Source organism: Spirillospora sp. NPDC048824 (assembly GCF_043198455.1).
Classification (GTDB): domain Bacteria; phylum Actinomycetota; class Actinomycetes; order Streptosporangiales; family Streptosporangiaceae; genus Spirillospora.
This window is the reverse complement of sequence record NZ_JBICUS010000031.1, coordinates 21139-46895: the sequence shown is the minus strand read 5'-3', so window position 1 is coordinate 46895 and position 25757 is coordinate 21139. Positions and strand designations below refer to the sequence as shown.

The following is a 25757-nucleotide window of genomic DNA, read 5'->3' as shown; positions in this document are numbered from 1 at the left end:
CCGGGCCATCAGCATGCTCCGACACCGAAAACCCGCTCCCGGGGACGCTCGTCACGCCGTTCAGGCAGACGCTTCAGCAGCGTGAAAGATCGAGGCCAGGCCGCGCTACCAGGCGGAACGCTACCGCGCGGCGGACAAGCTCCGCGACAAGGTAGCGCTGATCACAGGCGGCGACTCCGGTATCGGCCGGGCGGTGGCGGTCCTCTACGCGCGCGAGGGCGCCGACGTCGCCATCGTGCACCTGCCCGAGGAGCAGCCGGACGCGGAAGAGACCCGCCGCGCAGTGGAGGCCGAAGGCCGCACATGCCTGCAGCTGTCCGGCGACCTGTCCGACGCGTCGTTCTGCCGCGAAGTCGTCGAGCGGACCGTGCAGGAACTGGGCGGCCTGAACATTCTGGTCAACAACGCCGCCCACCTGAACAGCCAACTGGACCTGTCGCAACTCTCCTTCGAGGACTGGGACCGGTCCTTCAAGGTGAACACCTACGCGTACTTCCATCTCGTGCAAGCCGCCCGTCCGCACCTGAAGGCGGGCGACGCCATCATCGCGACCGCTTCGGAGGAAGCGCTCAAAGGCAGCGACACGATGATCGACTACGCGGCCAGCAAGGCCGCCATGGTCAACTTCACCAAGTCGATCGCCTTCCACCTGGCCAAGGACGGCATCCGCGCGAACGTGGTAGCGCCAGGCCCCACCTGGACCGTCCTCAACATCGCCGACCAGAACATGCCGCAGGACGGCCTCGCCCATCTCGGCAGCGAAGGCCCGATGGGACGCGTAGGGCAACCAGAGGAAATAGCACCGGCGTACGTATACCTGGCCTCAGAGCCGGACTCCAGCTACACCATCGGCGAGATCATCGGCGTCACCGGCGGCTTGACCACCACCCGCTGACCCACCCGGCGACACGGCTGGAGCAAACATCGGGCGGTGAGTGCGCTTGAGCGCACCCTTCCGAGAGGCGCTCAACCGCCTGGGCACCGTCAGGCGTCGGGCGGGAAGAAGTCCCAGACGCGGTGATAGCCGAGCAGACCGACGACTCCCCTCAGGATCGCTCCAACATCGCCGATGGCGACGACAAGGGCGTCCGGTGGCAGGCTCGCGATGTTGAACACCTGCCGAGACCGAGGTCACAGGCACCCAGCGGCTTGGCGTGCCGGTACGCCACGGTGGATCATGAGCAGCGCGCAGATCGGTGGCCGCCTCGGCGGCCCCGCTCCAACGTTGGTGTCGCGGGTGGCGAAGAAGTCGCCGCCCCTCGGCGGGCATCCCTGCCAGGTGATGGCGTCGAACTCGATGGACCGCGCTGGCACGCTCCTTAGAGCTTGCCGTTCTTCTTCACCAGCGCCATGTCGCGGGTGCGCCAGTGGCCCAGGTTGACCTCGAACACGTCGAAACCCGGGTCGATATAGCTCCGATCCTGCGGCACGCCGAGCGCCAGCAACTGCTCGGTCTGGACGAGGCAGCCGCCCTCGCGCTGGTCCGCGCACTGCAGGAGCAGATCTTCGCCGGCGGCATGGCCGCTCAACGTCCGGCCGACCGACGGCAAGCTCGGCTCCGACACCAACAACCCCATACCGGTGCAGCGAAGCTTGGTCCCCTATACGTAGCGGCCCTTGCTGACCTGGCTTCGCCAGGGCAGGTCCAGCCAGTTCAGCAGCGTCCATTCGCGGGTGTGATGATGCACCACGTCGATCGCTGCGACCTGCTCCCAGGGAAGCAGTAGTTCGACGGGGCGCCCAGCCACACGCCCTTGCCGGTGACCGAAAACGCGACTTCGCGCTGCAGTCGGCGGCGTGCTGTGCCGACCGCCTAAGCGTCACCACGCCCAGGCACATCACGCCGAGCGCTGTCGCGACCAATGCGAACTGCTGCGGGCCGATGTCCCGTCCCGGAACACCGCGAGCAGAGCACCGGTACCGAGGGCCGCCAGAACGAGCGCAACCAGGGCGAGAGTGAGCGGCCGCCGCCAGGTGTACGGCACGACATAGGTCTCCTGCTCATCGATCATGCCGGGTGCCGCCTTCACCCAGCTCGCCCTCGCCCGTGACCCGGAAGCTTCGGGCCCGAAAAGGTCTCAGGGCGTGCAGCCTCTCGTGGCGATTGTGATTCTCTTCGCAGTCTGCTGCGGCCGGCAGGGGGTAGCTCTTGGTCGTTGCCGTGGCGGAACCAGAATATGCGGAGGGGTGAGATGGCCGAGGCCGCGCCAGGATCGCAACGTACGCAAGCGGCGTCCCTGGGGCGGGTGGCCCGCTTGAGGCAATGGCTCGGTCGAGCGGCTCGGGGCGGCCATGAGTGGCACACCTTTGCCCTCATCGCCAAGAGCGCGCTCGCGGCCACCGCATCGTGGGCGATCGCCCACGATGTCGTGGCCGCAGAGTCGCCGGCCTTCGCGCCGTTCTCGGCGATACTGATCATGCAGGTCACCGTTTATCAGTCGGTGCTCCAGGCCCTGCGTTACGTCGGTGCGGTCGTCCTGGGAGTGGGGCTTCAGGGCGTTCTGGGCGCTCTCGTGGGCCCGGGCCTGTTCACGTTCGTGCTGGTGGCATTGGCGGCGCTGGCCATCGGACGGTGGCGACCGCTGGGTTCCCAGGGCTCTCAGGTCGCCACAGCCGCCCTCTTCGCCTTTTCCACCTATGTCGCGGCTACCACTGATTCCGAGCGGTGGACCGGGATCGGGCAGATCATTGTCCTCGTCCTCATCGGCTGCGGCATCGGCGTCCTGATGAACCTGATATTTCCGCCCATGCGCTACCGCAGCGCCGAGCACGGCATCCACACCTTGGCGCATTCGCTGTACGGGTTGATCGGCGACATCTACCCGGCACTGCAGGAAGGGAAGCTGGAGCAAGAACGCACCCAGGGCTGGCGGCAGCGCGCCTCACAATTGGGGCCAATCGCGCAACAGGCCCAGTTGTCGGTGTACACCGCTTGGGAGAGCATTCTCTATAACCCGCGCCGTCTGCGTCATCGCCACCGGCGCCGATCCTCTTTTCAGAACTACCAGGCGCTTGTCGACGCCCTCGAACGCGTCTGCGACCAGGTGGCCTCCATGGCCCGCAGCCTCGACCAATGGCACGACGCCGACGGCAGCCGAGGCCAGCTCGACTTTCTCCGCGCCTACGGCGATTTCATGGCATCCCTCGCCCGCATCGCCGAACTGCTCGGCCGGATCGACGAAGACCGTTTGCAGGACCAGGCTCAGGAACTTTCCGAAGCGACCGCTGAAGCCCAGAGGTGCCATGACCGGCTGCGGGAGGACGCGCAGGCCGACTCGGTACCGCTCAGCGACCCCGGCCAGCCGCACGGCATCCTCATGGCAGAAGCGGCCCGGCTGATGGACGAATTCCAATACACCAGCGATGTCCTCAATTACGGCGTCGACGAAGCCCGATCAGGACCCGGAGCCTCTCCGGCAAGCTGCGGCGCCCGGTCCCGCCACCGTGGATCACGGTATTGGCGGTCAGCTCGTTGACTGCCAGTTCGAGGTCCAGGACCCGGTCGGGGTTCAGGCCAGCGCGGGTGGCGTGCTCAACGACCAGCCCGCTGGGGCTGCTGCAGCCGGTCGGCGCCGTAGTCAAGCGTTGCCACGAGCTCCGCGGTGTCGCGCCGGGGCAGGTTACAGACCTCGATCATGCGGTCGGCGGCAGAGCTGTGCTCGTCGGCGAGTCGGGGTCCGCGCCCTGCAGGGCTATCCCTGCGGCGCGCCAGCCAGTTCGCGGCTCGTCCTCTCCATTCTTGTGTTCGGCCACCACGCCTTCTCGGGAGAGTAGCGGCCCGCAGGGAGGCCACTCGAAACAGGTCAACCGCGGACTTTTCCGATGGCATCGCGGACCCGGTCAGCGACGGCCGCCATCGGGCCGACGGTGAGGTTCTTGGCGGGCGACTCCACGCCCTTGTGCGGGTGGGTCGGTGCGACCGCCTCGGCGGCCCGGACGGCCTTGGCCATGCCGCTCATCTGCTCAGGGGTGGCCACGCGCGCGATGCGCGGGAACTCCTCCTTCTCCTCGTGTGAGGCGTGCGCCTCCAGATCCTTGTGGAACTTGGAGAACGTCTCCTCGAAACCGACCGAATCGGGGTCCATCCCCTCCAGCTCGGACAGGACGCCCTTGGCGTCGTGCTCCTCCTCCAGTCGCTTGTCCACGACATGTGCGCCGTCGTCGGTGGAGCGTCGGGCGAACGGATGAACGACCTCCTCCTCGGCGGTCTCATGGATGGCGAGCAGTTCACGCAGCCGGTCGAAGGCGTCCTTGCGGACCTGGCCGCTGTTGTCGTCCACGATCGCTGCGAGGCGGCGGATCTCCCCGTGCTGCGAAATCAGCAGATCCACGACGTTCTCGGTCTGTTCGGTCATGATCGATCTCCTATTCAGGGTTCGAACAGAGCCAATACCCGGAGGTCGGGCTTCAATCACCGGGTGCTCGGGCTGCGCCGAGCAGGGTTAATACATGCTCAATGGGACCCACTGGACCATGTTGAGCACCGGGTACGTCCAGGACACCTGCTGGCGGTTCGAGGAGTACAAGGCGAGATCAACGTTGAGCGACCGCGTCTTCGACGAGCACCGCGACAAGTCGGAGGCACCGTCCGGCCATGCAGTCGGTCGACCTGGGGTAGTGGTCGCCGAACGAACCTACGACCGGCAGGCGGTGCGGGGCCGGGCGTCGAAGCCCAACCGGAAAGGGCTCAGCGTGCGCGGCAGCGGCCGGTCCGCGGACAGCCGCAGACCGACGTCCTGCCTGAGGTCGTAGGCGCGTAGCAACGCGGCGAGGAAGTGGCTTGCCGAGAGCAGCGACAGATTCCGTCCGGGGCACTGTCCGGGGCCCTTGCTGAACGGCACGACAGCCCAGTCGTGCTCCGCCGTGCCGTCCAGCCAGACGCCGGGCCGGAAGGAGTCGGCGTAGGGCAGCGTTTCGTCGTCTCGCTGGAGGAACGGTGTGTGTACGAGGAACCCGGTCCCGGCGGGCAGGGTCTGGCCCGCCCATTGGGTCGGGCGGGTGCTGTCGCGCAGGATCGTCATGGTGGTGGGCCACAGGCGCACCGACTCCCGGACGCACGCCCGCAGGAACGGCAGGTCGGTGTCACCGCCCTCGGCTTCGCGGCTGGCGCGCTCGGCGTGTTCGGGATGGGACGCCAGCAGCGCGAGTATCCGGAAGGCGGCCAGCGCGGCGGACTCGTAAGCGAACAGCCACTGCGGCACCTGGTCGTCGGGTTCGGTGACCTCCGATTTCGGGACGGCGGCCATCAACCCGGCCAGACTGCCAGGATCGGGATCGTCCAGGTAGCGGCGCAACCGCCGGAAGAACTCGATCCGCACGCCGGCACGCCTGGGGTGGGCGAACGCCCAGTTGGAGTTCATCCGCAATGTGGTGAGCAGGTCACTGATCTCGGAGTCGTCGCGGGCGGCGTCCCCGAGGACGACACGCCGCACCATCCGCCACCACGCCATCCGGAAGTCCGCCCAATCCAGGCGCCCGGCGAGCGCGACGGCACCGACCAGCCCGTCCGCCTCCTGGCGAACTTTAAGGGTGAGCGTGTCGGCGTGCCGGTGCACCGGCTGCGATGCGTCCAGCACGTCGTCGTTGAACCGGTGCCGGTCGGCGCGCTCCTCACCGTGCGAGGCCAGCACGCCGTGCGGCTGGAAGTGGACGATGGCGGCGCGCTTCTCCTTCGAGGCGATCGCAAACGGCTCGGGCGAGCCGGTCAGCACCCGCTCGACGTCGCGCGGCGAAAGGATCAGGGCGAACGAGCGTCCAGGTACGGCGAGCCGCAGCGGCCCGGTTCCGTACCGTGCGCGCAACCGTTGCAGCAGGCGCGCCGCACGGCGATCGGCCTGGATCGCCTCGGCCAGCGCCACGAAACGCGGGCGGCGGGCCAGCACACCCCGCGCGAGGGCCGGGACGACCACCGTCCCACCGATCCTCAGCGTGTCGGCGACCGTGGCCCTGGCCGGCGGCGCCTCGGTCGCTCCTGGCTTCACCTGAACAGTCGGCACATCTCCCCCCTTCGCATCAGCCAGGTGCTAACCGCTCACCGCCACGGCAAACAAACCGCCGCGTGACCTCCCGCATACGGACTGGATCCAGCCTCCTCCCGATCGCCAGCGTTCCTCAGCATCGCCATACGTGGACCTGGGATCTCCTCCGAGTCCGCGTCCCGGCAGCCCATCCGGGCGGCGGCACCACGAACCAATAGTTGGCATTCCATGCAGCGCTGAATAGCCACACTCCGGCTGACAGCAGCTAAAAGCGCTCGACTTTCCGGGCCCTCGAGTCGCAACGAACACGCGACCAGAGTGTGCGGTCCCCCTTGATGCCGGGCGTGTTCGAGAACGTGCCTGCCGCCGCAGTCCCGGCGTCATCGCGGGCGTCTCGGGTAGTGACCGCGCATGCGGGTAATGATCATGAACTTGTGGGGGACGCGCGGAGACTGGACGAAGCGGCGGGAGATACTCAAGCTATTTCGGGAGGGGGTCGGGGCCGCTGGACTCTTGGACCGACGTCCATGATGCTCGACAGCGTGGGTGTTTCTGCAGACTCCGAAGGGCTGGCCCGCGCGATGTTCTCGGCCGAGCAGGTCGGGGATGTGCTTGAGGTGGTCGGCTGGTACGACGACGTGCAGGCCGAAGACGTGCACCGTGCCGTACTGACGTTGAGTCAGGGCGACGTGGACGCTCTCCTCAACCTCGTGGTAGCGGCGGTGACCGACTACCGGGATGTGTTGATGTGGGCGAGTCAATCGGAGCCGACACCCGAAGAGCGAGAAGCAGCATGGGCGTGGACGCAGGAGATGGTCCGTGAATACCGGCAAGTCCGGCGTCGGCATCTGGAAGCCGAGTACGGGATCGAGGGCGCCGAGCAGATCGAACGGAGCAACAAGAAGCTGTTCGGCAGACCGTCGCCGGCCGATCACGACCTCGACGCCAACTGACGTCCAGCGGGCGCCGCCTTCGGCACCCGGGGCTCACTGTGGATGACCGGTGGACCCGGGTGATGTGTGGCAGGGTGGAGGTACCGCTTTGAGGCTTTTCGTGTCTGCTGGTCCGGTGGTCCGTCCCAGGGTGTGAGGTGAATCGCAGCCACCCCAAAGGGTCGGCGCAGTTAGGCCGGGCACCCGATGGCTGACGACACGTCCCGGCACGATTTCGGCCCGAACGATCCCGACCGGTGCGTTCTTAACGGTTCGTCCGAGGGTGGGGACGGCGCTGAGGCTCTCGGCGTTCTGGAGGGCGGGGACGGTCCGGCCGGTTATGAGGGGTATCGGCTGTCGGGCGACGCGGTGGCGGAGTTGCAGCAGCTGCTGCTGGCCACCGAGAGCGTCGAAGGGTTCATGCAGGACATCGCGCAGCTGGCCGCCGGGACGATCGGCGTGGGCCTGTCGTGCGGGATCACCATGAAGACCGACGGTCGGCCGACGACGGTGGCGTCCTCGGACGCGCTCGCGGAGAAGGTCGATGAGGTGCAGTACCAGCTGGACCGCGGGCCGTGCCTGTACTCGATGCGCAGCGGCGAACAGGTGCTCCTCAAGGATCTGCATCATCCCGACCGGTGGGGCGATTACGCCGCCCATGCGCTGGAACACGGTGTGCGGGCCTCGCTGTCGATGCCGCTGCACCCCGGCGGCGACAGCCAGGGGCGGGGGGCGCTGAACATCTACGCCCCTACCATCGACGCCTTCGGGCCCGAGCAGATCAGTCAAGCCAGCGGGTACGCCCAGATCCTGTCCGGGGCGGTGGCGTTGGCGGTGCGCATCGCCGACCAGGCGGCCCTGACCGCGCACCTGCGCACGGCGTTGACCTCGCGCGCCACCATCGACCAGGCCATCGGCGTCGTCATGGCTCGCCGTCGCTGCCCGCCCGAGCAGGCTTTTGAGATCCTGCGGCAGACGTCGCAGAACAACAACGCCAAACCTCCGCGACGTCGCCGCCCGCCTGGTCGCCGAGACGGCCCGCCGTCCCTCACCCCACCCCGGCGCCCCACGAACCTGAGGTTCCCTCGATAGCGGCGCCGGTGGATATGGCCGTGCTCGTTTGACACCTCGGCCCCACAGTGTGCATTTTGGATCAAGGTCCGCAGTCTCGCGTCGCGGACCCGGGTCCGACAGCGCTGGCCCTCCCTGCATTCCTTGATGCTGCCCGGAGGCCAGCCATGCGCGACCATGTCGCCGAAGCCGTCGAAGTCCACACCGCAGTCCGTCCTGAGCGGGCGACGGTGCTGGTGTTTCCCGACCAAGTCGACATCGCCAACGCCCCGGCGCTCCGCGCCCGGGTGCTTCAACTGCTCAACCAGGGCACGCGCAGCCTGGAGTTGGACCTGACCCAATGCAGTTTCTGCGACTCCAGCGGCGTGGACGTCATCCTGCGCTCCCACCTGCGCGCCACCGCCCTCGGCGCTCACCTGGCGATCCGGCTGCCGCCCACCGGCGTCGTCGCCCGCGTCTGCCAGATCACCGGCGTCACCCGCGCCGTCACCGTCCTCCCGGCCCCCGCACAATGAGCGACACCCACGCCACGAGCACCACCCACACCGCAGCAGCCAATGCCGACACGCCGCCGCCCGAGTCGCCCCCGACCGGGGCCACGCTCCGGACTGGGCGGACTCGGACATGCCATGCCGCCCACAGCGCCACGCCCCCATTGAGCAGGCCCCGGACCAAGGGCATAACGACCTATGCGAGTAGTGCTCGCAGGGGGGCAACACACCGGGCCGGGCCCGCCGCGGGGCCGACGAGGGCGGCGCGGGCGTTGTGGAACCATCCCCGTGCGTGCGGGGCCGACCCGCGCAGTTTCGTGATGATGAGATCGAACCCGTGGACGCAACGGAGCTGGTCCCGACCTGGGCTGATGCTGGTCAGATGATCGCGATCCAGCGGGCCGGATTGTGACCCCCGGTGGCGGAGGTGATCACACTGCTCGTACGCCGTGGGCTCTGTGTGAGCTGCCTACCGGCGACCTCGACGAGACCAGGTACGGCACGACCGTCGCCAAACCGACAATCCCAAGGAGGACGCCGTGGTGATCCCCGAGCGCAGACGTGCGCGTGGTCGACGCCCCAGCCCCGCGTAGCCGGCCGGGCCATGCGAACGGGCATGGGCGGGCAACCGACACCCTGGGCTCAGGCCCTGGCGGCGAGGCGTCATAATCATCCAGGCGAAGATCAGATGGCCCTGGAGCCGGGCGGCGGCGACCGCCGTCCGCACCGGTCTCCAGTCACGTTCGCCACGGAATGCACCAAACATGCTCGCGGTATCGGCATTGATCGCGATGGACTGCGTGCCGATCGGTGAAACGCTGGCGCGCTGCGACGCCGCCTTCGCCGCGCACTGGTGGCACTGGTTCGTCTATGGGCAGACCAGCAGAACCGGCCGCTCAATGCCGAACCCACCGCCCGGGAGTGGACAGGCGTCCCGAGGCGGTTCAGGGCATGGCGGGCAGAAGCGCCTCCCGCAGAGTCACGGGACGATGCTCGGGCTCGCGGCCCTCGGCCAGTTCGTCCAGGCGGTGCAGGAGGATGCCCTCGCGGAGCGCCCACGGGCAGATGTCGAGCCGGTCCAAGCCCAGCACGTCCATGGCGGCCTCGGCGACGATGGCGCCAGCGAGGATCTGGTGCGCACGCGACGCCTTGACCCCGCGTAGCCGGGCCCGGTCGGCGTCGGGCAGTTTCGCCAGCCGCGGAATCCAGCGATGCAGGTCGCGCCGGTCCAAGTGCCGCTCACGGTAGGGGCCGGCTTTCGCCTTGGGGGCACCGCACAGCCGCGCGAGCTGGGTGAACGTCCTGGATGTCGCCACGGCCCGGACCGGCGGCGGACGCTTGGCGATCTCTTGCGCCGCCTCGGCCAGCACGGACCTGACATGCCTGCGCAGTTGCTTGCGGATACGCTTGCGCACTGGCGGGTGCGGCGGCAGGTGATACCGGGTAAGGCGGCCCGCGCCGACCGGCAAGGAGAGGGCGATCTCCGGTTCCCGTCCTCCACCGTAGGCCAGTTCCAGGGAACCGCCGCCGATGTCGGCCAGCAGCAGTGGGCCCGCCGACCACCCGTACCAGCGACGGGCCGCGAGAAACGTCAGCCGTGCCTCCTGCTCGCCGGTGAGAAAGCCGAGGTGGACGCCCGTGGCGGCGTGGACCTCGGCGGCGACTTCGTCGCGGTTGGCGGCGTCTCGCAGCGCGGACGTGGCGAACGGACCATCTCCTCGACGTCGAGGGCGGCCGCCGCGGCCGCCGCCTCCCGCACCGCGCTGATCAGCCGTTCGACGGCGGGCCGGTGGATGATGCCGTGCCGGTCGGTGGCCTCGGCCAGCCGGACCGCGCTCTTGACCGACCGTACGGGGGCAGGCGCCTGCCTGGGGTTGAGGTCGGCGATCCGCAGATGGGCCGAGTTGGAGCCGATGTCGAGAACCCCGAGGCGCAGGCGCGCGTCGTCCATGCGCATGCTTTACCCCCCCTCCGCCCGGTCAGTCCGGCGTCCGTGCGGGGCCGAGGTTTTGCGCAGGTCGGCGGGCTGGGGCCGGCTGCGCGGTGTGCGGAGACCCGGTTCTGGAGGAGCGCGATGAAGGCTGTCCCCTAGCACGGCAAGCGTGTGTGCGACCGCGGCGCGGCGATGCTGCAGGCTGCCCTGGTGTGGGGCCTGGTCGCGTGGCGCTGGAGGATCTGGCGGCGGGGCGGGGAGGCGCCCTGCGTGAACCGACAGGTCTGCGTTTCGGCGGGTTAGAACGCTGCGCGGTACGGCATGCTGGACCAGGTGGTGGACCCGTTCTTGGGGGCGGCCAGCCCCGCGTGGGCGGATGGACGCGGACCTGGGACCTGTGCCGGGGCTGGCCGACCGGCGGGTCTTGACCAGGACATGGTCTAGGGGAGTGGTGAATCCCGGCCGCACGCTGGTGCCTTATCGGTGCAAGGGGGGCCGGGTGGCAGTCTCGGGTCACCCAGCACATGAACGACTCGCCTTTCAGCCCGAACCACCCACCGACCAGCCCTACAGCCGAATTAGTGGCGCTGGGGGACGTCGATGAGGTGCTGGTGGTCGACAGCGGCCGGATTGTGCAGCGGGGGTGCGCGCGCCGGGTTGGTGGCGGTGCCGGGTCCCATACGGGGACCTGTGGGAGACCGAGGCGCTGGTGGCCTGGCCGCGCCGCAGGGTCCCCGGGGCCCGCTTCGCGGACGTCCGCATGGGGGTCGGCCGCGTGGGTAGATGCGGCCGGGATATGCAGGCGTCCAACCCTCGGAAGGGGGCGAGTGATCATGTGCTCGGTGAGCGCGTTCGGCTCTGCGGTGTGCGGTCAGGGGGCTGGCCGGTGGTCGGCCCGGACGGCCGAGGGTAGGTCGTGACGGGCCGGGTGGTGGTGGTGACCGGTGCGAGCGCGGGCGTGGGACGTGCCGTGGCCCGCGGGTTCGGTGCACGCGGTGACCGGGTGGTGCTGCTTGCGCGCGGCGAGGAGGGTCTACAGGCCGCGGCGCGCGACGTCCGGGAGCTCGGAGGGTGGGCGCTGCCGGTGGTGGCGGACGTGTCCGATCCCGGGCAGGTCGAGACGGCGGCCAACCGCGCTGAGGAGGAGTTCGGGCCCATCGAAGTGTGGGTGAACAACGCGTTCTCCACCGCGTTCGGGGAGAGCCAACAGGTGTCGCCGCAGGAGTACCGGCGGGTGATCGAGGTGTGCTATCTGGGTGCGGTGCACGGCACCCGGGCGGCGCTGGACCGGATGGTGCCGCGCGGCACCGGCGCGATCGTGCAGGTGGGGTCGGCGCTGGCGTACCGGTCGGTCCCGCTGCAGTCGGCGTACTGTGCGGCCAAGAGCGCTATCCGGGGGTTCACCGAATCGGTGCGGTGCGAACTGATGCACGACCGAAGCGGTGTGGCGATCACGATGGTGCAGCTGCCCGGGCTGAACACTCCGCAGTTCGACTGGGTGCTGTCGCGGCTGCGCAACCGTGCACAGCCCGTCCCGCCGATCTTCCAGCCGGAGGTGGCCGCGCAGGCGGTCCTGCTGGCCGCGGACCGGCCGCGCCGTAAGGAGTACTGGATCGGCGGGTCGACGGCGGGGACGCTGCTGGGGCAGCGGATCGCGCCGGCGCTGCTGGACCGGTATCTGGCGCGTACGGCGTTCTCCTCGCAGCAGACCGGTGCCCGTGAGGACCCCGGCCGCCGGTCCAACCTGTTCCATCCAGTGGACGACACCGACGACGCGGGTGCGCACGGCCGGTTCGACCGCGGCGCCAAGGCCGGGAGCCTCCTGCTGAAGGCGCGGTCGCTGGTGGCGGGGCGGGGGCCGGGGACGGTACGGCGGCGTGCGGGCCGCGGCGGGCGTCTTCCGGCGGCGGTTCAGCGTGCACTGGCGGGGCGGGACGGCTGAGATCCTGCCGTGCCTCGCCGTTCAGGGGTGTTGGTCCGGTGGGGTGAGGCCGTGCACGGCGCCCGATGGCGTCGGCGATCTGGGACGGGGTTCCGGCGGCGTAGCCGAGGGACGAGCCCGGGCGGGGGCGGATGCGGGCGCTGGCAGTGCCATGACGGTGGATGTGCTTTGACGACCTGTGGCAGTGCGGCGTCCGCCGCGGCTCGGTCGGCGGCCCCTTCCCCAGCGGCACGGGCGTCGAGGGTGACGGTCAGGTGCAGGCCGGCGGCCGAGCAGTAGACGGTCGCGGCGGCATGTGCTCGGCGATCGCGCGGATCATCGCGTCGCGCGCGGTGCTGGCGGTCCAAGAACCGCAGTTGCCGTTCCAGCTCGCCGGTGTGCATCAGGCGGGCCAGGACCAACTGTGGCAGGTCGCGCCGCGGATCGCCTGCCGAGGGCTGGTCGGAGACGGTGGAGCGTTTGCCGGGCTCGGCATCTGTCACGTTGTCCTCAGCCTGCTTCGCGTGGCGGCGGAAAGTCGACGCCGAAGCCGTCCGGAGGTTTCCTTCGCGTACGAGGGCGGAGAGCGGGTGTGAGTGCCGTCCCTCCTTGCTTGAGAGTTGCGGCCCCGCGACGCGACGGCTGACGGGCCGGTAGTGCGAGAAGCGGATCGTCGAAGGGCGGGCCAAAATGCGGGAAGCGTGTGGGCCGGAAATGGCGTCCTCGCTTTGGCCGGGTCGGCTCGGCCGCATGGTCCGGCGAGGAGCGGGAAACGGGTCAACCGTCACTGTGGCGCCACCCACGGTTGAGAGATCATGCGCGGAACCGGCCACCGGTGCTGGGCAGCGTCTCGCTGGATTGATGAGGGGGCCGAGGGAGATTGACCGAGGAGGGCGTGCCTCGTGTGTTGGTGACCGGCTGGCCGAGTTTCCTGCACGGTGAGGCCACAGCGGGCGATGTCCTGGCGATGGAGGCGGTTGGTGGGGCGCTGACCGGCGCCGGGGTGGAGTGCGAACTCGCCTGGAGCCCCGTCTTGCGCCCGGGCGGAGTCGACCTCGACACGGCCGACCCTGGGCGGTATACCGACGTCGTGTTCGTCTGCGGGCCCGCGCACGGCGAGCAGGTCCGCGGCCTGCACCGCCGTTACGCACGGTGCCGCCGCATCGCCGTCGGCGTGTCGGTGATCGACCCGGACGACCCGGCGGTCACCGGGTTCGACGCCGTTCTGGCCCGGGACGCCCCGGCCGCGGGCCCGCGGCCGGACCTGTCCGCGCTGCTGTCGGCCGGGTCCGTGCCGGTAGTGGGCGTGGTGCTGGCACCGGGGCAGCCCGAGTATGGCGAGCGCGGGCGGCACGGCGCAGTCGAGGATGAACTGATGGGGTGGCTCGCCGTGCGGTCGTGCGCCCGGCTGCCGCTGGACACTCGGCTCGACCCGCGCGACTGGCGGCTGTTCACCACGGCGGCGGAGCTGGAGTCGGTGTTCCGCAGGCTCGACCTGGTGGTGACGACGCGGCTGCACGGGCTCGTTCTCGCGCTGAAGAACGGTGTGCCCGCGCTGGTTGTGGACCCCGTTGGTGGTGGCGCCAAGGTCTCCGCGCAGGCGCGGGTGTGGGGATGGCCGGCCGTCGTGACCGTTCCGCGGAACGGCGGCCCGCCGCTGCTGGACCCGGTGGAATTGGACCGGTGGTGGGCCTGGGCGCTGTCCGCCGAGGGGGCCGGACGCGCGTCCGCGGTGCCGCCGGCCGGGACCATGCTCGGCGAGCTGCTGGACGTCCTCGGCGCACGTTGATGGTCCTACACAACGGGGGAGCCGTCGACCGGCGCGGCGCCTAGACGGAACGGCCGCGCCGAGGAGGGAACCTCATCGCGGTCGTTCCGATGAGGGCGGCCGTCAGGCCGGGCGGGCCACCACCAGTTCCCGGGCGAACCACTCGATCGTGGTGCGCAGTCCCTCCTCGACCCCGATGCGAGGACGCCAGTCCAGGACGTCCTCGGCGAGTGTCGTGTCGGGGCGCCGTACGCGGGGGTCGTCCTTCGGCCGGTCCACGAATCGCAACGCAGACGGTGCCCCGGTCAGCTCGATGATCATCCGGGCCAGGTCCGCCATCGAGACTTCGTAGGGGCTGCCGATGTTGACCGGCCCTGGATGGCCTGCGAGGGCGAGGGCGATGATGCCGCGGACGGTGTCGTCGACGTGGCAGATTGAGCGGGTCTGGGTGCCGTCCCCGGTGACGGTGAGGTCTTCTCCGGTCAGTGCCTGCCGCAGGAACGTCGGGATGGCGCGGCCGTCGTCGGGGCGCATCCGTGGGCCATAGGTGTTGAAGATCCGCACGATCGCGGTGTCCAGGCCCCGGGAGTGCCGGAACGCCGACGTCAGCGCCTCGCCGAAGCGTTTGGCCTCGTCGTACACGCTGCGCGGCCCCACGGGATTGACGTTTCCCCAGTACGACTCGGGCTGCGGATGCACGAGGGGGTCCCCGTACACCTCGGAGGTAGAGGCGAGCACGAACCGGGCGCCCTTGGTCTCAGCGAGGTCGAGCGCATTGCGGGTGCCCTGGCTGCCGACCTCCAGAGTCTGGACCGGCAGCCGCAGGTAGTCGATGGGGGACGCCGCCGAGGCGAGATGGAACACGTACCCGACATCGCCCGGGACGTGCGCCGGCTCGGTGAGGTCGCGCTTGATGAACCGGAAGTCGCCCCGCTCGGCCAGATGTGCGATGTTGCGGGACGACCCGGTCAGAAGGTTGTCCATGCACACCACGGAGATCCCGCGGGCCAGCAGTGCCTCGCACAGGTGCGAGCCGAGGAAGCCCGAGCCTCCCGTCACAACGGCGCGTGGATGTCGCATCATCTCTCCTCAGCAGTGTTGTAGAGCGAGCAACCGGGCGGCGGCGGCCCGGACGACCTCGTCCGCGGTGATCTCCAGCAGCCCCGGGTCCCGTGCGGCGCCGTGCGGGTCGCCGTGCCGCCCGGCCCACAGCACCGTGTGCTCGGGCCGGTCCGGCGGCGGGCCCCACCGATCCGGCGGTGTCGGGCCGAACAGGACGACCGACGGCGTGCGGTACGCCGTCGCCAGGTGCGCCACGCCGGTGTCCCCGCACACCACCAGGCACGTGCCGGCGATCAGCGCCGCGAGCTCTGATGGCGAAGTGTGTCCGGACAGGTCGGCGGCGTCGTCGAGCCCGGCCAGGCCGGCAACGCGGCGGGCGAGGCCCGTCTCGCCGGGGCCGCCGGTGACGACGACCCGCTCTCCGGCGTCTCGCAGAGCGGCCGCGACGGTCGCGAACCGCTCTGCGGGCCAGCGACGGGCCGGGTGGGCGGCGCCGGGATGGACGACGACGGCATCGGGCGCCGGGGAGGCCGTCTCCGGGGGCGGCAGGTCCAGGTCGTCGGGGTCGGCGGGAAATCCGTAAGCCTCGACGAGCCCGCACCAGCGCGTCACCTCGTGCGCGCTCGCGTCCCACTCCGGGCCGCCGATCTCCGGGAAGTCGGGATGGGCGAACGCCAGCAGCCGCCCTGGGCTCGTTGTGGCGAGCAGTCGGTGGCTCTGCGGGCCGCGGCCGTGCAGGTTGACGGCAGTATCCACTGGCTCGGGCGATGGCAGCGGCTCGTCCAACCCGGACGTGTCCAGGACGGCGTCGACCGCGCCCGTAGCACGGGCGAGCGGCGCCAGGACGTCCGGCGCCGCCAGGGTGATCCTGGCGTCGGGGGCGCCACGTCGCAGCGCCCGCAACGCGGGGACGGCGGTCAGAAGGTCGCCCAGACCGAGGGCCCGCAGTACCAGTATCCGCCGCACCGGTTCCCCGACCGCCCGTTGCGGCGTCACGGCCACGAGGGCTCCTTGGATGGCGCGACGACCAGTTCCCGCACCTCGCAGCCCGCGGGCTGGGCGAGCGCGAACGCCACGGTCGCGGCGACGTCCTCGGGCCGGTTCAGCTTGGCGTCGGGGCCCGGCCGGTACTGCGGGGCGCGGCCCTCGAAGAACGCGGTGTCCATGCCGCCGGGGATGACCATGGTGACGCCGACCCGCCCGGACAGTTCCGCCGCCAGCGCGCGGGTGAATCCGACGATCCCGAACTTGGACGCGCAGTACGCGGTGGCGTCGGGGAACGCTCGGAGTCCGAGCGTGGACGCGATCGTCACGACGCGTCCCTTCGGCTCGTTCTCCAGGTAGGGGATCGCGGCGCGGACCACCGCAGCGGTGCCCAGCAGGTTGACCTGCACGACCCGCTCCCAATCCTCGGCGGGCACGTCGTTCAGCTGCCCGCAGGCGTCGATTCCGGCGGCGGTGACGACGCCGTGCAAGCCGCCATGAGCGCGGGCCAGCCCGTGCACGGCCCGCTCGGTGCAGTGCCGGTCGGCCAGGTCCGCCTGCATGCAGGGGAAGTCGTCCTTGGGCGGGTGCAGATCCAGGATCAGCGGCTTGCCGCCGTCGTCGGCGACGCGCCGTGCGACGGCCGCGCCGAGCCCGGACGCACCGCCGGTGATGAGCACGTTCATGAGGCATGTCCCTTCGTGGTCGACAGCAGGCGCGTCGTTGAGCGCCCTTCCAGCAGGGGGAGGAGGACGACTTCGCCGCCGTGCGCCCGGACGGTCCCGGCTTCGGGCAGCGGCGTCCCGGCGTAGTCGGAGCCCTTCACCCACACGTCGGGCCGGAGCCGTTCCAGCAGCGGCGCGGGGGTGTCGTCGTCGAAGACGACAGCGGCGTCCACGTCGCTGAGGGCCTCCAGCACCCGGACGCGGTCGGCGGCCGTCGTCACTGGCCGGGACGGCCCCTTGCGGCGCCGCACCGACGCGTCCGAGTTGACGCACACGATCAGGCAGTCACCGAGCCGCCGCGCGTGTTGCAGCATGTTGACGTGGCCCGCGTGCAGCAGGTCGAAGCAGCCGCCGGTCGCCACCACCGTCCCGCCCGCGCGCCGCGTCCGCTCGATCACGTCCCAGGCGTCCTCGCCGCGCTCGGGCACCAGCCGCGCGGTGCCGGTCTCGGCGAGCCGCGCCGTGACGCCCGCCGCCGCGCCTGCCCGGACGAAATCCGAGGCCCGCCGGACGCCCTCGGTGACGGCGCCGGGGAGCGTGCCGCCGTCCGCGAGTGCCTGGAGGGCTCCGGCGGCGAAGCTGTCGCCCGCGCCGCAGGAGTCGCCGCAGGCGGGTTCGGCGGGCACCAGGAACGGCGCCTGCGACCCGTCGCACAGCAGCGCGCCCTCCGAGCCGAGCGTCACCGCCACGCCGTCGAGTCCCCAGGACCGGCCGAGGTGCCGACCGCGGCGGCCCGCCGCCGGCAGCCCGAACCCGGAGATTTCGGCGCCGTCGGCAGCGGCGAGCCGCGCGGCCTCCTCCTCGTTCGGGGTGAGCAGCTGCACCACCCCCGGCACCGGTGGTTCCCCGCGGGGGTGCGGGTCCCACACCACCGGGACGCTCGGCGGCAGATCGGTGAGCCGCGAGCGGACGGCGCGGTGCCGGGTGACGCCCCGGCCGTAGTCGGAGACCAGCACGGCACCCGCGCCGGAGATCGCCTCGGCGACGCGCGGGCCGAGCGGCCCGTCCAGCGCTTCGCCTTCCCCGGTGTCCAGCCGCGCCACCGACTGCCCGCCGGACCGGATCCGCAGCTTGCACGGGGTGCCGCCGTGCAGGTGGAACGCGGCGACATCCAGGTGCCGTTCCAGCATGGCGCGCAGCCGGCGGCCCGGTTCGTCGTCGGCGAGGGCGGTCACCAGGACCACGTCGTGGCCCTCGGCGGCCGCGAGCAGCGCCGCCATCCCGGCGCCGCCCGGACGGGGACGCTCCTCGGCCCGCTCGACGACGGGGACCGGGGCGTCCGCGCACAGGCGGCTGCTGCTGCCGACGATGTCCACGTCCAGCAGGACGTCCCCGATCACCACCAGCGGTCCAGTCATGAGCCCTCCATCCTGGGGCCGGCAAGAGCCGCGCTCATGCCGCGCCCAGCGTCTCGTCCACCACCCCGCACAGCAGGTGGATAGCCGCGAGGTGGATCTCTTGGACGGTCGAGGTCGTCGCGGCGTCGGCGGTGACCGCGTCGTGGCACGCGTCGGTGAGCGGATTGGGTCCCGGCCCCGTCACCGCCCAGGCCGACATGCCGAGCCGCCGCGCGAGCCGCGCCGCCGCGATCACGTTCGGGCTGCGCCCACTGGTGGACAAGCAGATCAGCACGTCGCCACGTCGCCCGTGGGCCTGCACCTGCCGGGAGAACACCTGGACCGGCCCGTAGTCGTTGCCGATGGCGGTGACCGCGGACGTGTCGCCGTGCAGCGGAATCGCCGACAGCGGCCGCCGGTCGCCCTCGAACCGTCCGGTCAGCTCGGCCGTCAGGTGCTGCGCCTCCGCCGCGCTGCCGCCGTTTCCGCAGGTCAGCAGCCGTCCGCCGGAGTCGAGCACGCGGGCCAGACGACGGCCCCACACGGTGATCGTCGGTACGTGCTCGCGGAACGCGAGCGCCGCCTCGGCCAGCGCCTCCAACCTTGCGTCCTGCGCGGTCTTCGTCTGCGTCGTGGTCATGGCTGCTCCTAATGGGCGACAAACACCCGATCGGTGAGGACCAAGCCGGTTGGGCCTACCGCTGGGCTGGAGGGACGGGAAGTGTGCGGAGTCAAGCGGGCACCTCACAGAGTTCGGCGGCCCGCCGGTAGACGGCGGCGGTTTCGGCGGCGATTCGCGCCCACGAGTAGCGGACGCGGGCCCGGTCGGCGCTCGCGATGCCCATCGTGGCGCGGCGCATCGGGTCATCGAGGAGCTCCCGGATCGCCTTGGCGGCGGCGTCCGGGTCGCGTGGCGGGACCAGCAGCCCGGTGTCGCCGTGCACGACGGTGTCCAGATGCCCGCCCACGGCGGCCGCGACGATCGGGACGCCGCACGCCATCGCCTCCAGCGGCACCATCCCGAAAGGCTCGTACCAGGGCAGCGTCAGTACGAGGCTCGCCGACCGCAGCAGCGGCGCGACGTCTGTCCGGGCCACCCGGCCGACGAAGTCGACCCGGTCGGCCACGCCCGCATCGGCGGCGACTCTTCGCAGCCGGCGGATCTCCGGGTCGGCGTCCAGTTCGTCGCGGGGCGGGCCCCCGGCGATGGCCAGCTCGGCTTCCGGGAGGAGTGCTAGCGACCGGATCGCGGTGTCGACCCCCTTGCGTTCGACGAGCCGGGACAGTACGACGAGACGGTGCCGCGAGTCCGCGCCGGCCGCGCCGTCAGGGCCGCCGGGTCCGAACAGCCCAAGGTCCACCCCGCACGGCACCACCGAGACGCGCTCGCCCGAGACGCCCATCGCGGTCAGCTCGCCGACCTCGTCCGAGCACGTCGCGATGATCGCGTCGACGCGGCGGCCGATCGCCCGCTCCAGCCGGACGCGCCCCGCCGGGCTCGTGTCCGTGGCGCCCTGGTGGCGGCGCTTCACGGTGCCCAACGCATGATAGGTCTGCACCACCGGGACAAGCCGCCGCTCCGCTCGGTCGCCGGCCGCGGTGTCCACTGCCCGGAGCGCGGCGAGACCGCTCATCCAAAAGTGCGCGTGCGCGACGTCCGGCGGCTCGGTTCGCCACCGGTCCCGCAGGTACCGGCCGAAGTCGCCCATCCACGGCAGCAGGTCGTCTTTGGGGACGTTCTCGGGCGGCCCCGCGGGGACGTGCTCGACCGTCACATGGGGCGCGAGCCGGACCCGGCGCGGTAGCGCGGGCGCGTCCCGCCGGGTGTAGACGGTGACGCAGTGCCCCTGCCGGCCCAGTTCGGCGGCCAACTCCGCGACGAACACGTTCTGCCCGCCGCCGTCGGCCCCGCCGAGGCCGCCCTTGGCCGCCAGCGGGCTGGCGTGCTCGGAGATCATGGCTATCCTCATCGCGTCACCTCCGTGAGTGTTCGCTGCCAGTCGCGCAGGAACCGCGTGAGCCCGTACCGTTCCACGGCGAAGGTCCGCGCCTCCTTGCCCATCTGGCGGGCGCGTGGCGCGTCGGCGGCGAGGGCCGCGGCCGCGGCGGCCAGCGCGCCGACGCGGGTCGACAGCACCCCCGCCTCCGGCGGCACCGCCTCGACCGCCTCGGTCGTGGCGAGCGCCACCACGGGGAGGCCGAGCATCATCGACTCGATCAGCGCGAGGCCGAGCGAAGTCCACCGGTAGGGGTGGACGTAGACGCGGCGGCGCGCGAGTTCCGCGTGCATCCGCGCCTGCGGGAGGTCCTCGAAGGTCCACAGCGACTCCGGGGGGATGCCGAGCTTTCCGGGCGCGTCCACGACGTTCATCCCGAACAGGTCCAGAGGGACGGCGGCGGCCAGTTCGGGGAGCAGGTCGGCGCCGGTGACGCGCCCCCGGCGCAGCGGATCGTTGATCACCACGGCCGCGCGGGGCATCTCGGCGGTGTACCGGTGACCGGGGTCCACGACGCCGTGCTCGATGACCGTGGTGGGGGCGCGCCCGCAGTTCCAGAACAGGTGGTTGAAGTGGGTGACGTGCACGACCGGGATGTCCGAGCGGTCGTGCAGGAAGTGCCGGCTGTCGGGGACGACCTCCTCGCGGCGGCTCGCGTCGGCCGGCGTGCGGCGGGGGGTGTCGTGTTCGACGTAGACGGCCGGGACGTCGGTCCCCGGCCGCCGCCCGAGCCACTCCTCGGCCAGCCGCAGCTCGTGCGGACGTTGCAGGACGACGACGTCCACGTCCTCGTCGCACAGTCGGTCGTACGGAACCTCCAGGGCGCGGTCCGGCCAGGTGAAGGTGTCCGGGCGGCCACGCCCGTCCGGGCCTCGGCCTGGGACGACCGGAACGATCGTGGTCTGCGGGCCGTGGACGAACGACGTCGCCCACGAGCCGTGCACGTGCCACAGCAGAACCCTCATCGCGCGGGCACCTCCTCCTGCTCCTCCACCTGCACGTCGGCCACGATCTCCACGGCCGCGGCGACCTCGTCGGCGGTGACGTTCGTCAGGCACGGATGCCCCCCGACCGGACACTCGCGGGCGCGGGTGTCCCTGCACGGGGCCTGCTGGTCGCCCAGCAGCGCCATCGGCACTCCGAACGGCGCCCACCGCGCCGCCGAGACCGTCGGCGCGAACAGCGACACCACGGGCGTGCCGACGGCAGCCGCCAGATGCGCGGGCCCGGTGTTGCCCGCCACCACCGCCCGCGCGTCGGCCAGCACCGCCGCGAGCTCCGGCAGCGACGTCCGTCCGCCCAGGTCCAAGCCGTACTCACCGGCGACGTGCGCGGTCAGTTCCTTCTCGTCGCCGTGCCCGGTGACGACGACCCGGTGGCCCGCCGCGTCCAGCAGCCGGACCGCCTCGGCGCAGCGCTCCGGCGGCCACGCCCGCGCCGGCACCGACGTCCCGGGGTGGACGACCACGTAGCCCGGGCCGTCCGTCAGGTGCGCGGTGTCCGGCAGTGGCCGGCGGACCCGCAGCCGCGTGTCGGCGGGAGCCGGGAATCCGGCGTCCTCGGCCAGCGCGAGCATCCGCAGCGGCTCAGGGACGTCGCCGTCGGACCGGTGCCGCAGGTCCAGCAGCGCTCCGGGATAGTCCTCGCTGATCCCTCCGATCCACGGGACGCCCGCCAGCCGCATCAGCAGCGCCAGCGGAAGCGGCGACTGGTGGAACGAGGTCAGGATCAGCGCGCGGTCGAACCCCCGCACCATCCCGACGAGCCGGTCGACGTCGTCGCGGTGGACCGGGTCGGGCTCCGGGTCGATCCAGGGCGCGCACCACTCGAGTACTCGGTCGACGCCGGGCAGCAGGTCGGCGGCGGCACGTCCGCGCGGCCCGCACAGCAGCACCACCTCGTCGGCGCGCTCGGCAACGGCCCGCACGGCAGGCCCGGCGAGCAGCACGTCGCCGATGTTGTCCTGGCGTGCGACGAGGACCCTCATCGGCGCGGCCCCCCGCCAGTCCGACCGCCCAGTACGAGCTCGACGGCGGCGCGCAGTGTCGGCGCCGTCTCCGTCGCTCCGGCGATTTCCCCGGGCAGCGTCCGCGCGGTCGGCACCAGGATGCCGCGGACACCCGCCGCCGCGGCCGCCTCGACGTCCCGCCCGATGTCGCCGATCACCGCGATCTCCGCCGGCAACGCCCCGAGCCGCCGCGCGGCCCGCTCGATCATCCCCGGCGCCGGCTTGCGGCAGCCGCACCCCTCTCCGCCGTCGTGCGGGCAGAACTCCCACACGTCGATGCGTCCGAGCAACTCCTCGACCCGCGCGTTGACTCGGCGAACGTCGCCCTCGGCGATGCGGCCCTTCGCCACGCCCGACTGGTTCGACACGACTCCGATCCGCACGCCGTGGCGGCGCAGCCGGTCCAGCGCCTGCCGCGCCCCCGGCACCGGCTCGACCCGCGCCGGGTCGCCGTTGTAGGGGACGTCCCGGATCAGCGTGTCGTCACGGTCGAACAACACCACCCGGCGACCGGCCCACGGGTGCGCCCGCCCGTGCAGGACGAGCCCGCGAACCCGATGCCGCACCGCGATGGGCGGGATCAAGGCACTGGTCACGGCCATCCGCGCGATCTCCCCGGCCGTTCGCGGCCCCGGACGGATCCGCTCCGCCGCGAACCGGACCGTCAGCCCCGCCCAGGCCGCCCCGCCCGCCACGGCGGCGAACGCGGCGAGGCCGCCCGACGTGGGCGCAGTCCGCATGAGGACGGTCCTGTGCGAGGTCGGCCCGCGCGGAGTGAGGCCGTGCCGGGACACGAATCCGCGTGAGGTTCGAGCCGTCCGGGTGAGAGTGGATTCGCGTGAGGCGGCCAGGCCGCGCGCAGTGGTCGAACCACGGCGGAGGAGCCGATCACGCAGGATGGCCGGACCCGACGGGACTGCGCGGCGGCGGAGGGCGGCAGGGGCCGCGGCCAGGGCCAGCAGGGCGGACGCCGTGATGAGGACGTGCTCGCGGAGGCGGCCCCGGCCCTCGCCGGCGCGGGTACGCCAGGACGGGCCGTGCAGGCGCCGCATCAGGACGTCGTCGGCGTTGCCCGCCTGCGCCCGGACGGACGCCCAGAAACCGGCGGGCCGGACCGGGTGCGTGATCTCGCGGTCGCCCCGGACGAGGACGCTGCCGGTGTCCAGGACCCGCAGGGCCAGATCGGCGTCCTCCCTGTACGCGCGATGGAACCGCTCGTCGAAGCCGCCGGCCTCGGTCAGGGCGCTGCGCCGGTAGGCCATGTCGGCGGTGATCCACTCGGCGGTCTCCAGGCCGGTCGTGTTCCGTTCCCAATCGGTTGGGCGGCGGCCCTCCGGGCGCGGCACGAGGACGCGGCCCTGGGAGCCGGCGACCTCGGGCAGCAGGCCTGCGAGGTCGGCGGCCAGCCGCTCTGGCCAGCAGGGGCCGGGAACGACGTCGTCGTCCAGGAACGCGATCCACTCGGTGGCGGCGGCGCGCCAGCCGGTGTTGCGGGCGGCGGCCGGCCCGCGCCCGCCCGAGCGCAGCACGCGCAGGGCATGCCCGCCCGCCTCCGGGAGCGGGAGCGGCGCGCCGGGGACCGGACGATCGTCCACGACGATGATCTCGTACGGTGCGGGCGCGATCCCGTCGAGGTCGGCGAGGAGCGCGCTCAGCGTGATGCACAGGCTCGTCCGCCCGACAGTGGGAATCACGACGGTGTAGTCCATCAGGCGTGCACCTCCCGGCGCCGCACCACGAACGGGCCGATGGCCAGCAGGTCCACCGGGGCGGATCCGAAGCACTCGAGGGCGTCCCGTGGGTCGTCGACCATCGGACGTCCGGCGGTGTTCAGGCTCGTGTTGATCACGAGGGGTATCCCGGTGCGGCGGTCGAACTCCCGCACCATCCGGGCGACGAGGGGTTCGTCGCCGTCCGCGACCGTCTGGATCCGGGCGGTGCCGTCGACGTGCACGACCGCTGGGATCCGCTGGCGCCACTCCGGGCGCACGCGGTGCACGAACAGCATGTACGGGCTGGGGAGCGGGCCCTCGAAGATCTCCGGCGCCCGGTCGAGGGACACCATCGGCGCGATCGGACGGAACTGCTCGCGGCCCTTCACGTCATTGAGCCGCTCGACGTTCGCGGCGTGTCCCGGGTGCGCCAGGAGGGAGCGGTGCCCAAGCGCGCGCGGGCCGAACTCGGAGCGGCCCTGGAACCACGCGACGACCCGGTCGTGCGCGAGGGCCTCGGCGACCGTCGCGGCCAGGTCCGCGGGACGCTCGTAGGGGATCTTCGCGATGTCGAGGTGGTCCGCGATCTCGTCGTCGTCCCACTCGCGGCCGAGGTCCGCGCCCGGCATCGCCTCGATCTCGTCACCGGACGAGCGCGCCACGTGCAAGGCCGCGCCGAGTGCCGTGCCCGCGTCGCCTGCGGCGGGCTGCACCCAGACGTCGTCGTAGGGCCCGGTCTCGGCGAGGCGGGAATTGGCGACGCAGTTGAGCGCGACACCGCCGGCGAGCATGAGGCGGCCGGACCCGGTGCGGCCACGCAGCCAGACCGCGAGGTCGAGCAGCACCTCTTCGAGCCGCGCCTGGACGCTCGCGGCGAGGTCGGCGTGGTCGCGGGTCCATTCGCCGTCGGGTGTCCGGGCCTTCGCCAGCGCCCCCCAGTCGAACGGCGCGACCGCGAAACCGCCGTCGCCGGTGGCGCCGACGTGCTCGCGCAGTTCGTTCAGGAACCGCGGCTCACCGTAGGAGGCGAGGGCCATCACCTTGTACTCGTCGCTTGAGGGCAGGAAGCCCAGGTGTTCGGTCAGGTCCTCGTACATCAGCCCGAGCGAGTGCGGCAGCCGCTGCGCATGCAGGGTGGTGAGGACACCGTTCGCGTAGGTCCCGGCCAGGTGCGAGTGGGATTCGCCGCGGCCGTCCAGGACGAGCACGTCGCCTACGCCGGGGCGGGGGGCGGCGAGCGCCGCCGACGCCGCGTGCGCCACATGGTGCGGGACGAACCGGACGATCCCCGGGTCGAGCCCGGGCAGCGCGGTGGACAGGAAGTTCGGGGCCCGCCGTGCGTAAAGCGTGCGCAGCCGCTCCCAGTTCACGTCGTGCCCATCGAGCCCGGTTCGACCAGGTGCGGGTCGTAGGAGTAGGCGACGGCGTCCAGCTCGCCGGGCTCTAGCCCGGCCCGGTCCAGGCACGATCGGGCCGCCTTCTCCGGCAGTTCCCATCCGGAGAACGGCACTGGGCGTTTTCCGTGTTTGCGGCGGCTGAGCCGCTCTTCCTCGGTCGCCGCCACGACGCGGCCGTCCGACACCAGCGCGGCGGCCGGGTCGTGGAAGATCGCGTTGATTCCGAGCACACGCATGACAGAGCCCCGTTCGGCGCACGGTCGGTGGGATAGCCGATGCCTGCGTCATAGACATCGGTCAAGGGGCGAAAATCCCCTTTAGGTAATTTCGGACATAGCCGAGAACTGGGACGCTAAACGCGGGCGAGGCAAAAGAGGTCTTCTGAGGAATTGGCTCGTCAGGGACGATCCCGCCTTCCCAGGGGGCGAGTACCCGCGAGCT

The 25757-nt window shown here is 71.6% G+C and carries 25 protein-coding genes and 1 pseudogene; 8 read left to right on the top strand and 18 right to left on the bottom strand.

Annotated features, from left to right (window positions below):
* The first annotated feature begins 88 nt into the window (after nt 1-88).
* The gene (locus ACGFIS_RS35635) at nt 89-895 is read left to right on the top strand and encodes an SDR family oxidoreductase (protein ID WP_392913218.1); all 807 of its coding nucleotides are present in this window, start codon (nt 89-91) and stop codon (nt 893-895) included.
* Between the two features lie 89 nt (nt 896-984).
* Here ACGFIS_RS35635 and ACGFIS_RS35630 read toward each other — a convergent pair whose 3' ends face one another.
* From ACGFIS_RS35630 to ACGFIS_RS35615, 4 genes are all read right to left on the bottom strand, one after another.
* The gene (locus tag ACGFIS_RS35630) at nt 985-1116 is read right to left on the bottom strand and encodes a hypothetical protein (protein ID WP_392913208.1); all 132 of its coding nucleotides are present in this window, start codon (nt 1114-1116) and stop codon (nt 985-987) included.
* 203 nt (nt 1117-1319) lie between these two features.
* A complete protein-coding gene (locus ACGFIS_RS35625; protein ID WP_392973822.1) occupies nt 1320-1565 on the bottom strand; it encodes a hypothetical protein in 246 nt (81 codons plus the stop codon).
* A 36-nt stretch (nt 1566-1601) separates the two neighbouring features.
* Nucleotides 1602-1748 (bottom strand): hypothetical protein, encoded by a 147-nt coding sequence (locus ACGFIS_RS35620; RefSeq protein ID WP_392913204.1) that lies wholly within the window; start codon nt 1746-1748, stop codon nt 1602-1604.
* A gap of 90 nt (nt 1749-1838) precedes the next feature.
* Nucleotides 1839-2012, bottom strand: a complete 174-nt coding sequence (locus tag ACGFIS_RS35615) for a hypothetical protein (protein WP_392913202.1) — start codon at nt 2010-2012, stop codon at nt 1839-1841.
* Between the two features lie 180 nt (nt 2013-2192).
* On the opposite strand from ACGFIS_RS35615, the gene ACGFIS_RS35610 reads away from it, so the two are divergent.
* Nucleotides 2193-3476 (top strand): aromatic acid exporter family protein, encoded by a 1284-nt coding sequence (locus ACGFIS_RS35610; protein WP_392913200.1) that lies wholly within the window; start codon nt 2193-2195, stop codon nt 3474-3476.
* A 327-nt stretch (nt 3477-3803) separates the two neighbouring features.
* Here the strand turns inward: ACGFIS_RS35610 and ACGFIS_RS35605 are convergent, their stop codons facing one another.
* Nucleotides 3804-4355: a hemerythrin domain-containing protein gene (locus ACGFIS_RS35605; protein ID WP_392913197.1), complete on the bottom strand. Its 552-nt coding sequence runs from the start codon at nt 4353-4355 to the stop codon at nt 3804-3806.
* Between the two features lie 279 nt (nt 4356-4634).
* Nucleotides 4635-5996, bottom strand: a complete 1362-nt coding sequence (locus ACGFIS_RS35600) for a cytochrome P450 (RefSeq protein ID WP_392973821.1) — start codon at nt 5994-5996, stop codon at nt 4635-4637.
* Nucleotides 5997-6505: 509 nt separating this feature from the next.
* Between ACGFIS_RS35600 and ACGFIS_RS35595 the strand changes: the two genes are divergently transcribed.
* From ACGFIS_RS35595 to ACGFIS_RS35585, 3 genes are all read left to right on the top strand, one after another.
* Nucleotides 6506-6931 carry a hypothetical protein gene (locus tag ACGFIS_RS35595; protein WP_392913192.1) on the top strand — a complete coding sequence of 142 codons (426 nt, stop codon included), beginning with the start codon at nt 6506-6508 and terminating at the stop codon, nt 6929-6931.
* Nucleotides 6932-7117: 186 nt separating this feature from the next.
* Nucleotides 7118-8002 carry an ANTAR domain-containing protein gene (locus tag ACGFIS_RS35590; RefSeq protein WP_392973820.1) on the top strand — a complete coding sequence of 295 codons (885 nt, stop codon included), beginning with the start codon at nt 7118-7120 and terminating at the stop codon, nt 8000-8002.
* Between the two features lie 146 nt (nt 8003-8148).
* Nucleotides 8149-8496 carry an STAS domain-containing protein gene (locus ACGFIS_RS35585; protein ID WP_392913187.1) on the top strand — a complete coding sequence of 116 codons (348 nt, stop codon included), beginning with the start codon at nt 8149-8151 and terminating at the stop codon, nt 8494-8496.
* A gap of 920 nt (nt 8497-9416) precedes the next feature.
* Here the strand turns inward: ACGFIS_RS35585 and ACGFIS_RS35580 are convergent.
* Entirely contained in the window at nt 9417-10163 is a 747-nt protein-coding gene (locus ACGFIS_RS35580; RefSeq protein ID WP_392973823.1) for a Ppx/GppA family phosphatase, read from the bottom strand.
* Nucleotides 10064-10423 carry a hypothetical protein gene (locus ACGFIS_RS35575; protein WP_392913184.1) on the bottom strand — a complete coding sequence of 120 codons (360 nt, stop codon included), beginning with the start codon at nt 10421-10423 and terminating at the stop codon, nt 10064-10066. The genes ACGFIS_RS35580 and ACGFIS_RS35575 overlap by 100 nt, the downstream gene beginning before the upstream one ends.
* A gap of 898 nt (nt 10424-11321) precedes the next feature.
* On the opposite strand from ACGFIS_RS35575, the gene ACGFIS_RS35570 reads away from it, so the two are divergent.
* From ACGFIS_RS35570 to ACGFIS_RS35560, 3 genes are all read left to right on the top strand, one after another.
* Nucleotides 11322-12347: an SDR family oxidoreductase gene (locus tag ACGFIS_RS35570; protein WP_392973819.1), complete on the top strand. Its 1026-nt coding sequence runs from the start codon at nt 11322-11324 to the stop codon at nt 12345-12347.
* A gap of 161 nt (nt 12348-12508) precedes the next feature.
* On the top strand, nt 12509-12922 hold the full coding sequence (locus ACGFIS_RS35565; RefSeq protein ID WP_392913179.1) for a hypothetical protein: 414 nt from the start codon (nt 12509-12511) through the stop codon (nt 12920-12922).
* Between the two features lie 299 nt (nt 12923-13221).
* A complete protein-coding gene (locus ACGFIS_RS35560) occupies nt 13222-14115 on the top strand; it encodes a polysaccharide pyruvyl transferase family protein (protein ID WP_392913177.1) in 894 nt (297 codons plus the stop codon).
* 102 nt (nt 14116-14217) lie between these two features.
* Here ACGFIS_RS35560 and ACGFIS_RS35555 read toward each other — a convergent pair whose 3' ends face one another.
* The 10 genes and pseudogenes from ACGFIS_RS35555 to ACGFIS_RS35510 all read right to left on the bottom strand — a co-directional run bounded on the left by ACGFIS_RS35555 (nt 14218) and on the right by ACGFIS_RS35510 (nt 25552).
* Entirely contained in the window at nt 14218-15174 is a 957-nt protein-coding gene (locus ACGFIS_RS35555; protein WP_392913214.1) for an NAD-dependent epimerase/dehydratase family protein, read from the bottom strand.
* A 9-nt stretch (nt 15175-15183) separates the two neighbouring features.
* A complete protein-coding gene (locus ACGFIS_RS35550; protein ID WP_392913175.1) occupies nt 15184-16152 on the bottom strand; it encodes a glycosyltransferase family 9 protein in 969 nt (322 codons plus the stop codon).
* Nucleotides 16149-16826, bottom strand: coding sequence for an SDR family oxidoreductase (locus ACGFIS_RS35545; protein WP_392913173.1), 678 nt, complete (start codon nt 16824-16826; stop codon nt 16149-16151). Before ACGFIS_RS35545 ends, ACGFIS_RS35550 begins: the two co-directional genes overlap by 4 nt.
* Nucleotides 16823-18223, bottom strand: a complete 1401-nt coding sequence (locus ACGFIS_RS35540; RefSeq protein WP_392913171.1) for a PfkB family carbohydrate kinase — start codon at nt 18221-18223, stop codon at nt 16823-16825. Before ACGFIS_RS35540 ends, ACGFIS_RS35545 begins: the two co-directional genes overlap by 4 nt.
* A gap of 34 nt (nt 18224-18257) precedes the next feature.
* On the bottom strand, nt 18258-18842 hold the full coding sequence (locus tag ACGFIS_RS35535) for an SIS domain-containing protein (protein ID WP_392913169.1): 585 nt from the start codon (nt 18840-18842) through the stop codon (nt 18258-18260).
* Nucleotides 18843-18933: 91 nt separating this feature from the next.
* Complete coding sequence (locus ACGFIS_RS35530; protein WP_392913167.1) at nt 18934-20172, bottom strand: glycosyltransferase; 1239 nt, start codon at nt 20170-20172, stop codon at nt 18934-18936.
* Entirely contained in the window at nt 20169-21164 is a 996-nt protein-coding gene (locus tag ACGFIS_RS35525; protein ID WP_392913165.1) for a glycosyltransferase, read from the bottom strand. Before ACGFIS_RS35525 ends, ACGFIS_RS35530 begins: the two co-directional genes overlap by 4 nt.
* Nucleotides 21161-22186: a glycosyltransferase family 9 protein gene (locus ACGFIS_RS35520; protein ID WP_392913163.1), complete on the bottom strand. Its 1026-nt coding sequence runs from the start codon at nt 22184-22186 to the stop codon at nt 21161-21163. The genes ACGFIS_RS35525 and ACGFIS_RS35520 overlap by 4 nt, the downstream gene beginning before the upstream one ends.
* On the bottom strand, nt 22183-23916 hold the full coding sequence (locus ACGFIS_RS35515; RefSeq protein WP_392913161.1) for an HAD-IIIA family hydrolase: 1734 nt from the start codon (nt 23914-23916) through the stop codon (nt 22183-22185). Before ACGFIS_RS35515 ends, ACGFIS_RS35520 begins: the two co-directional genes overlap by 4 nt.
* A pseudogene (locus tag ACGFIS_RS35510) lies at nt 23916-25552 on the bottom strand (carbamoyltransferase). The gene ACGFIS_RS35515 and the pseudogene ACGFIS_RS35510 overlap by 1 nt, the downstream one beginning before the upstream one ends.
* Nucleotides 25553-25757: the final 205 nt, after the last annotated feature.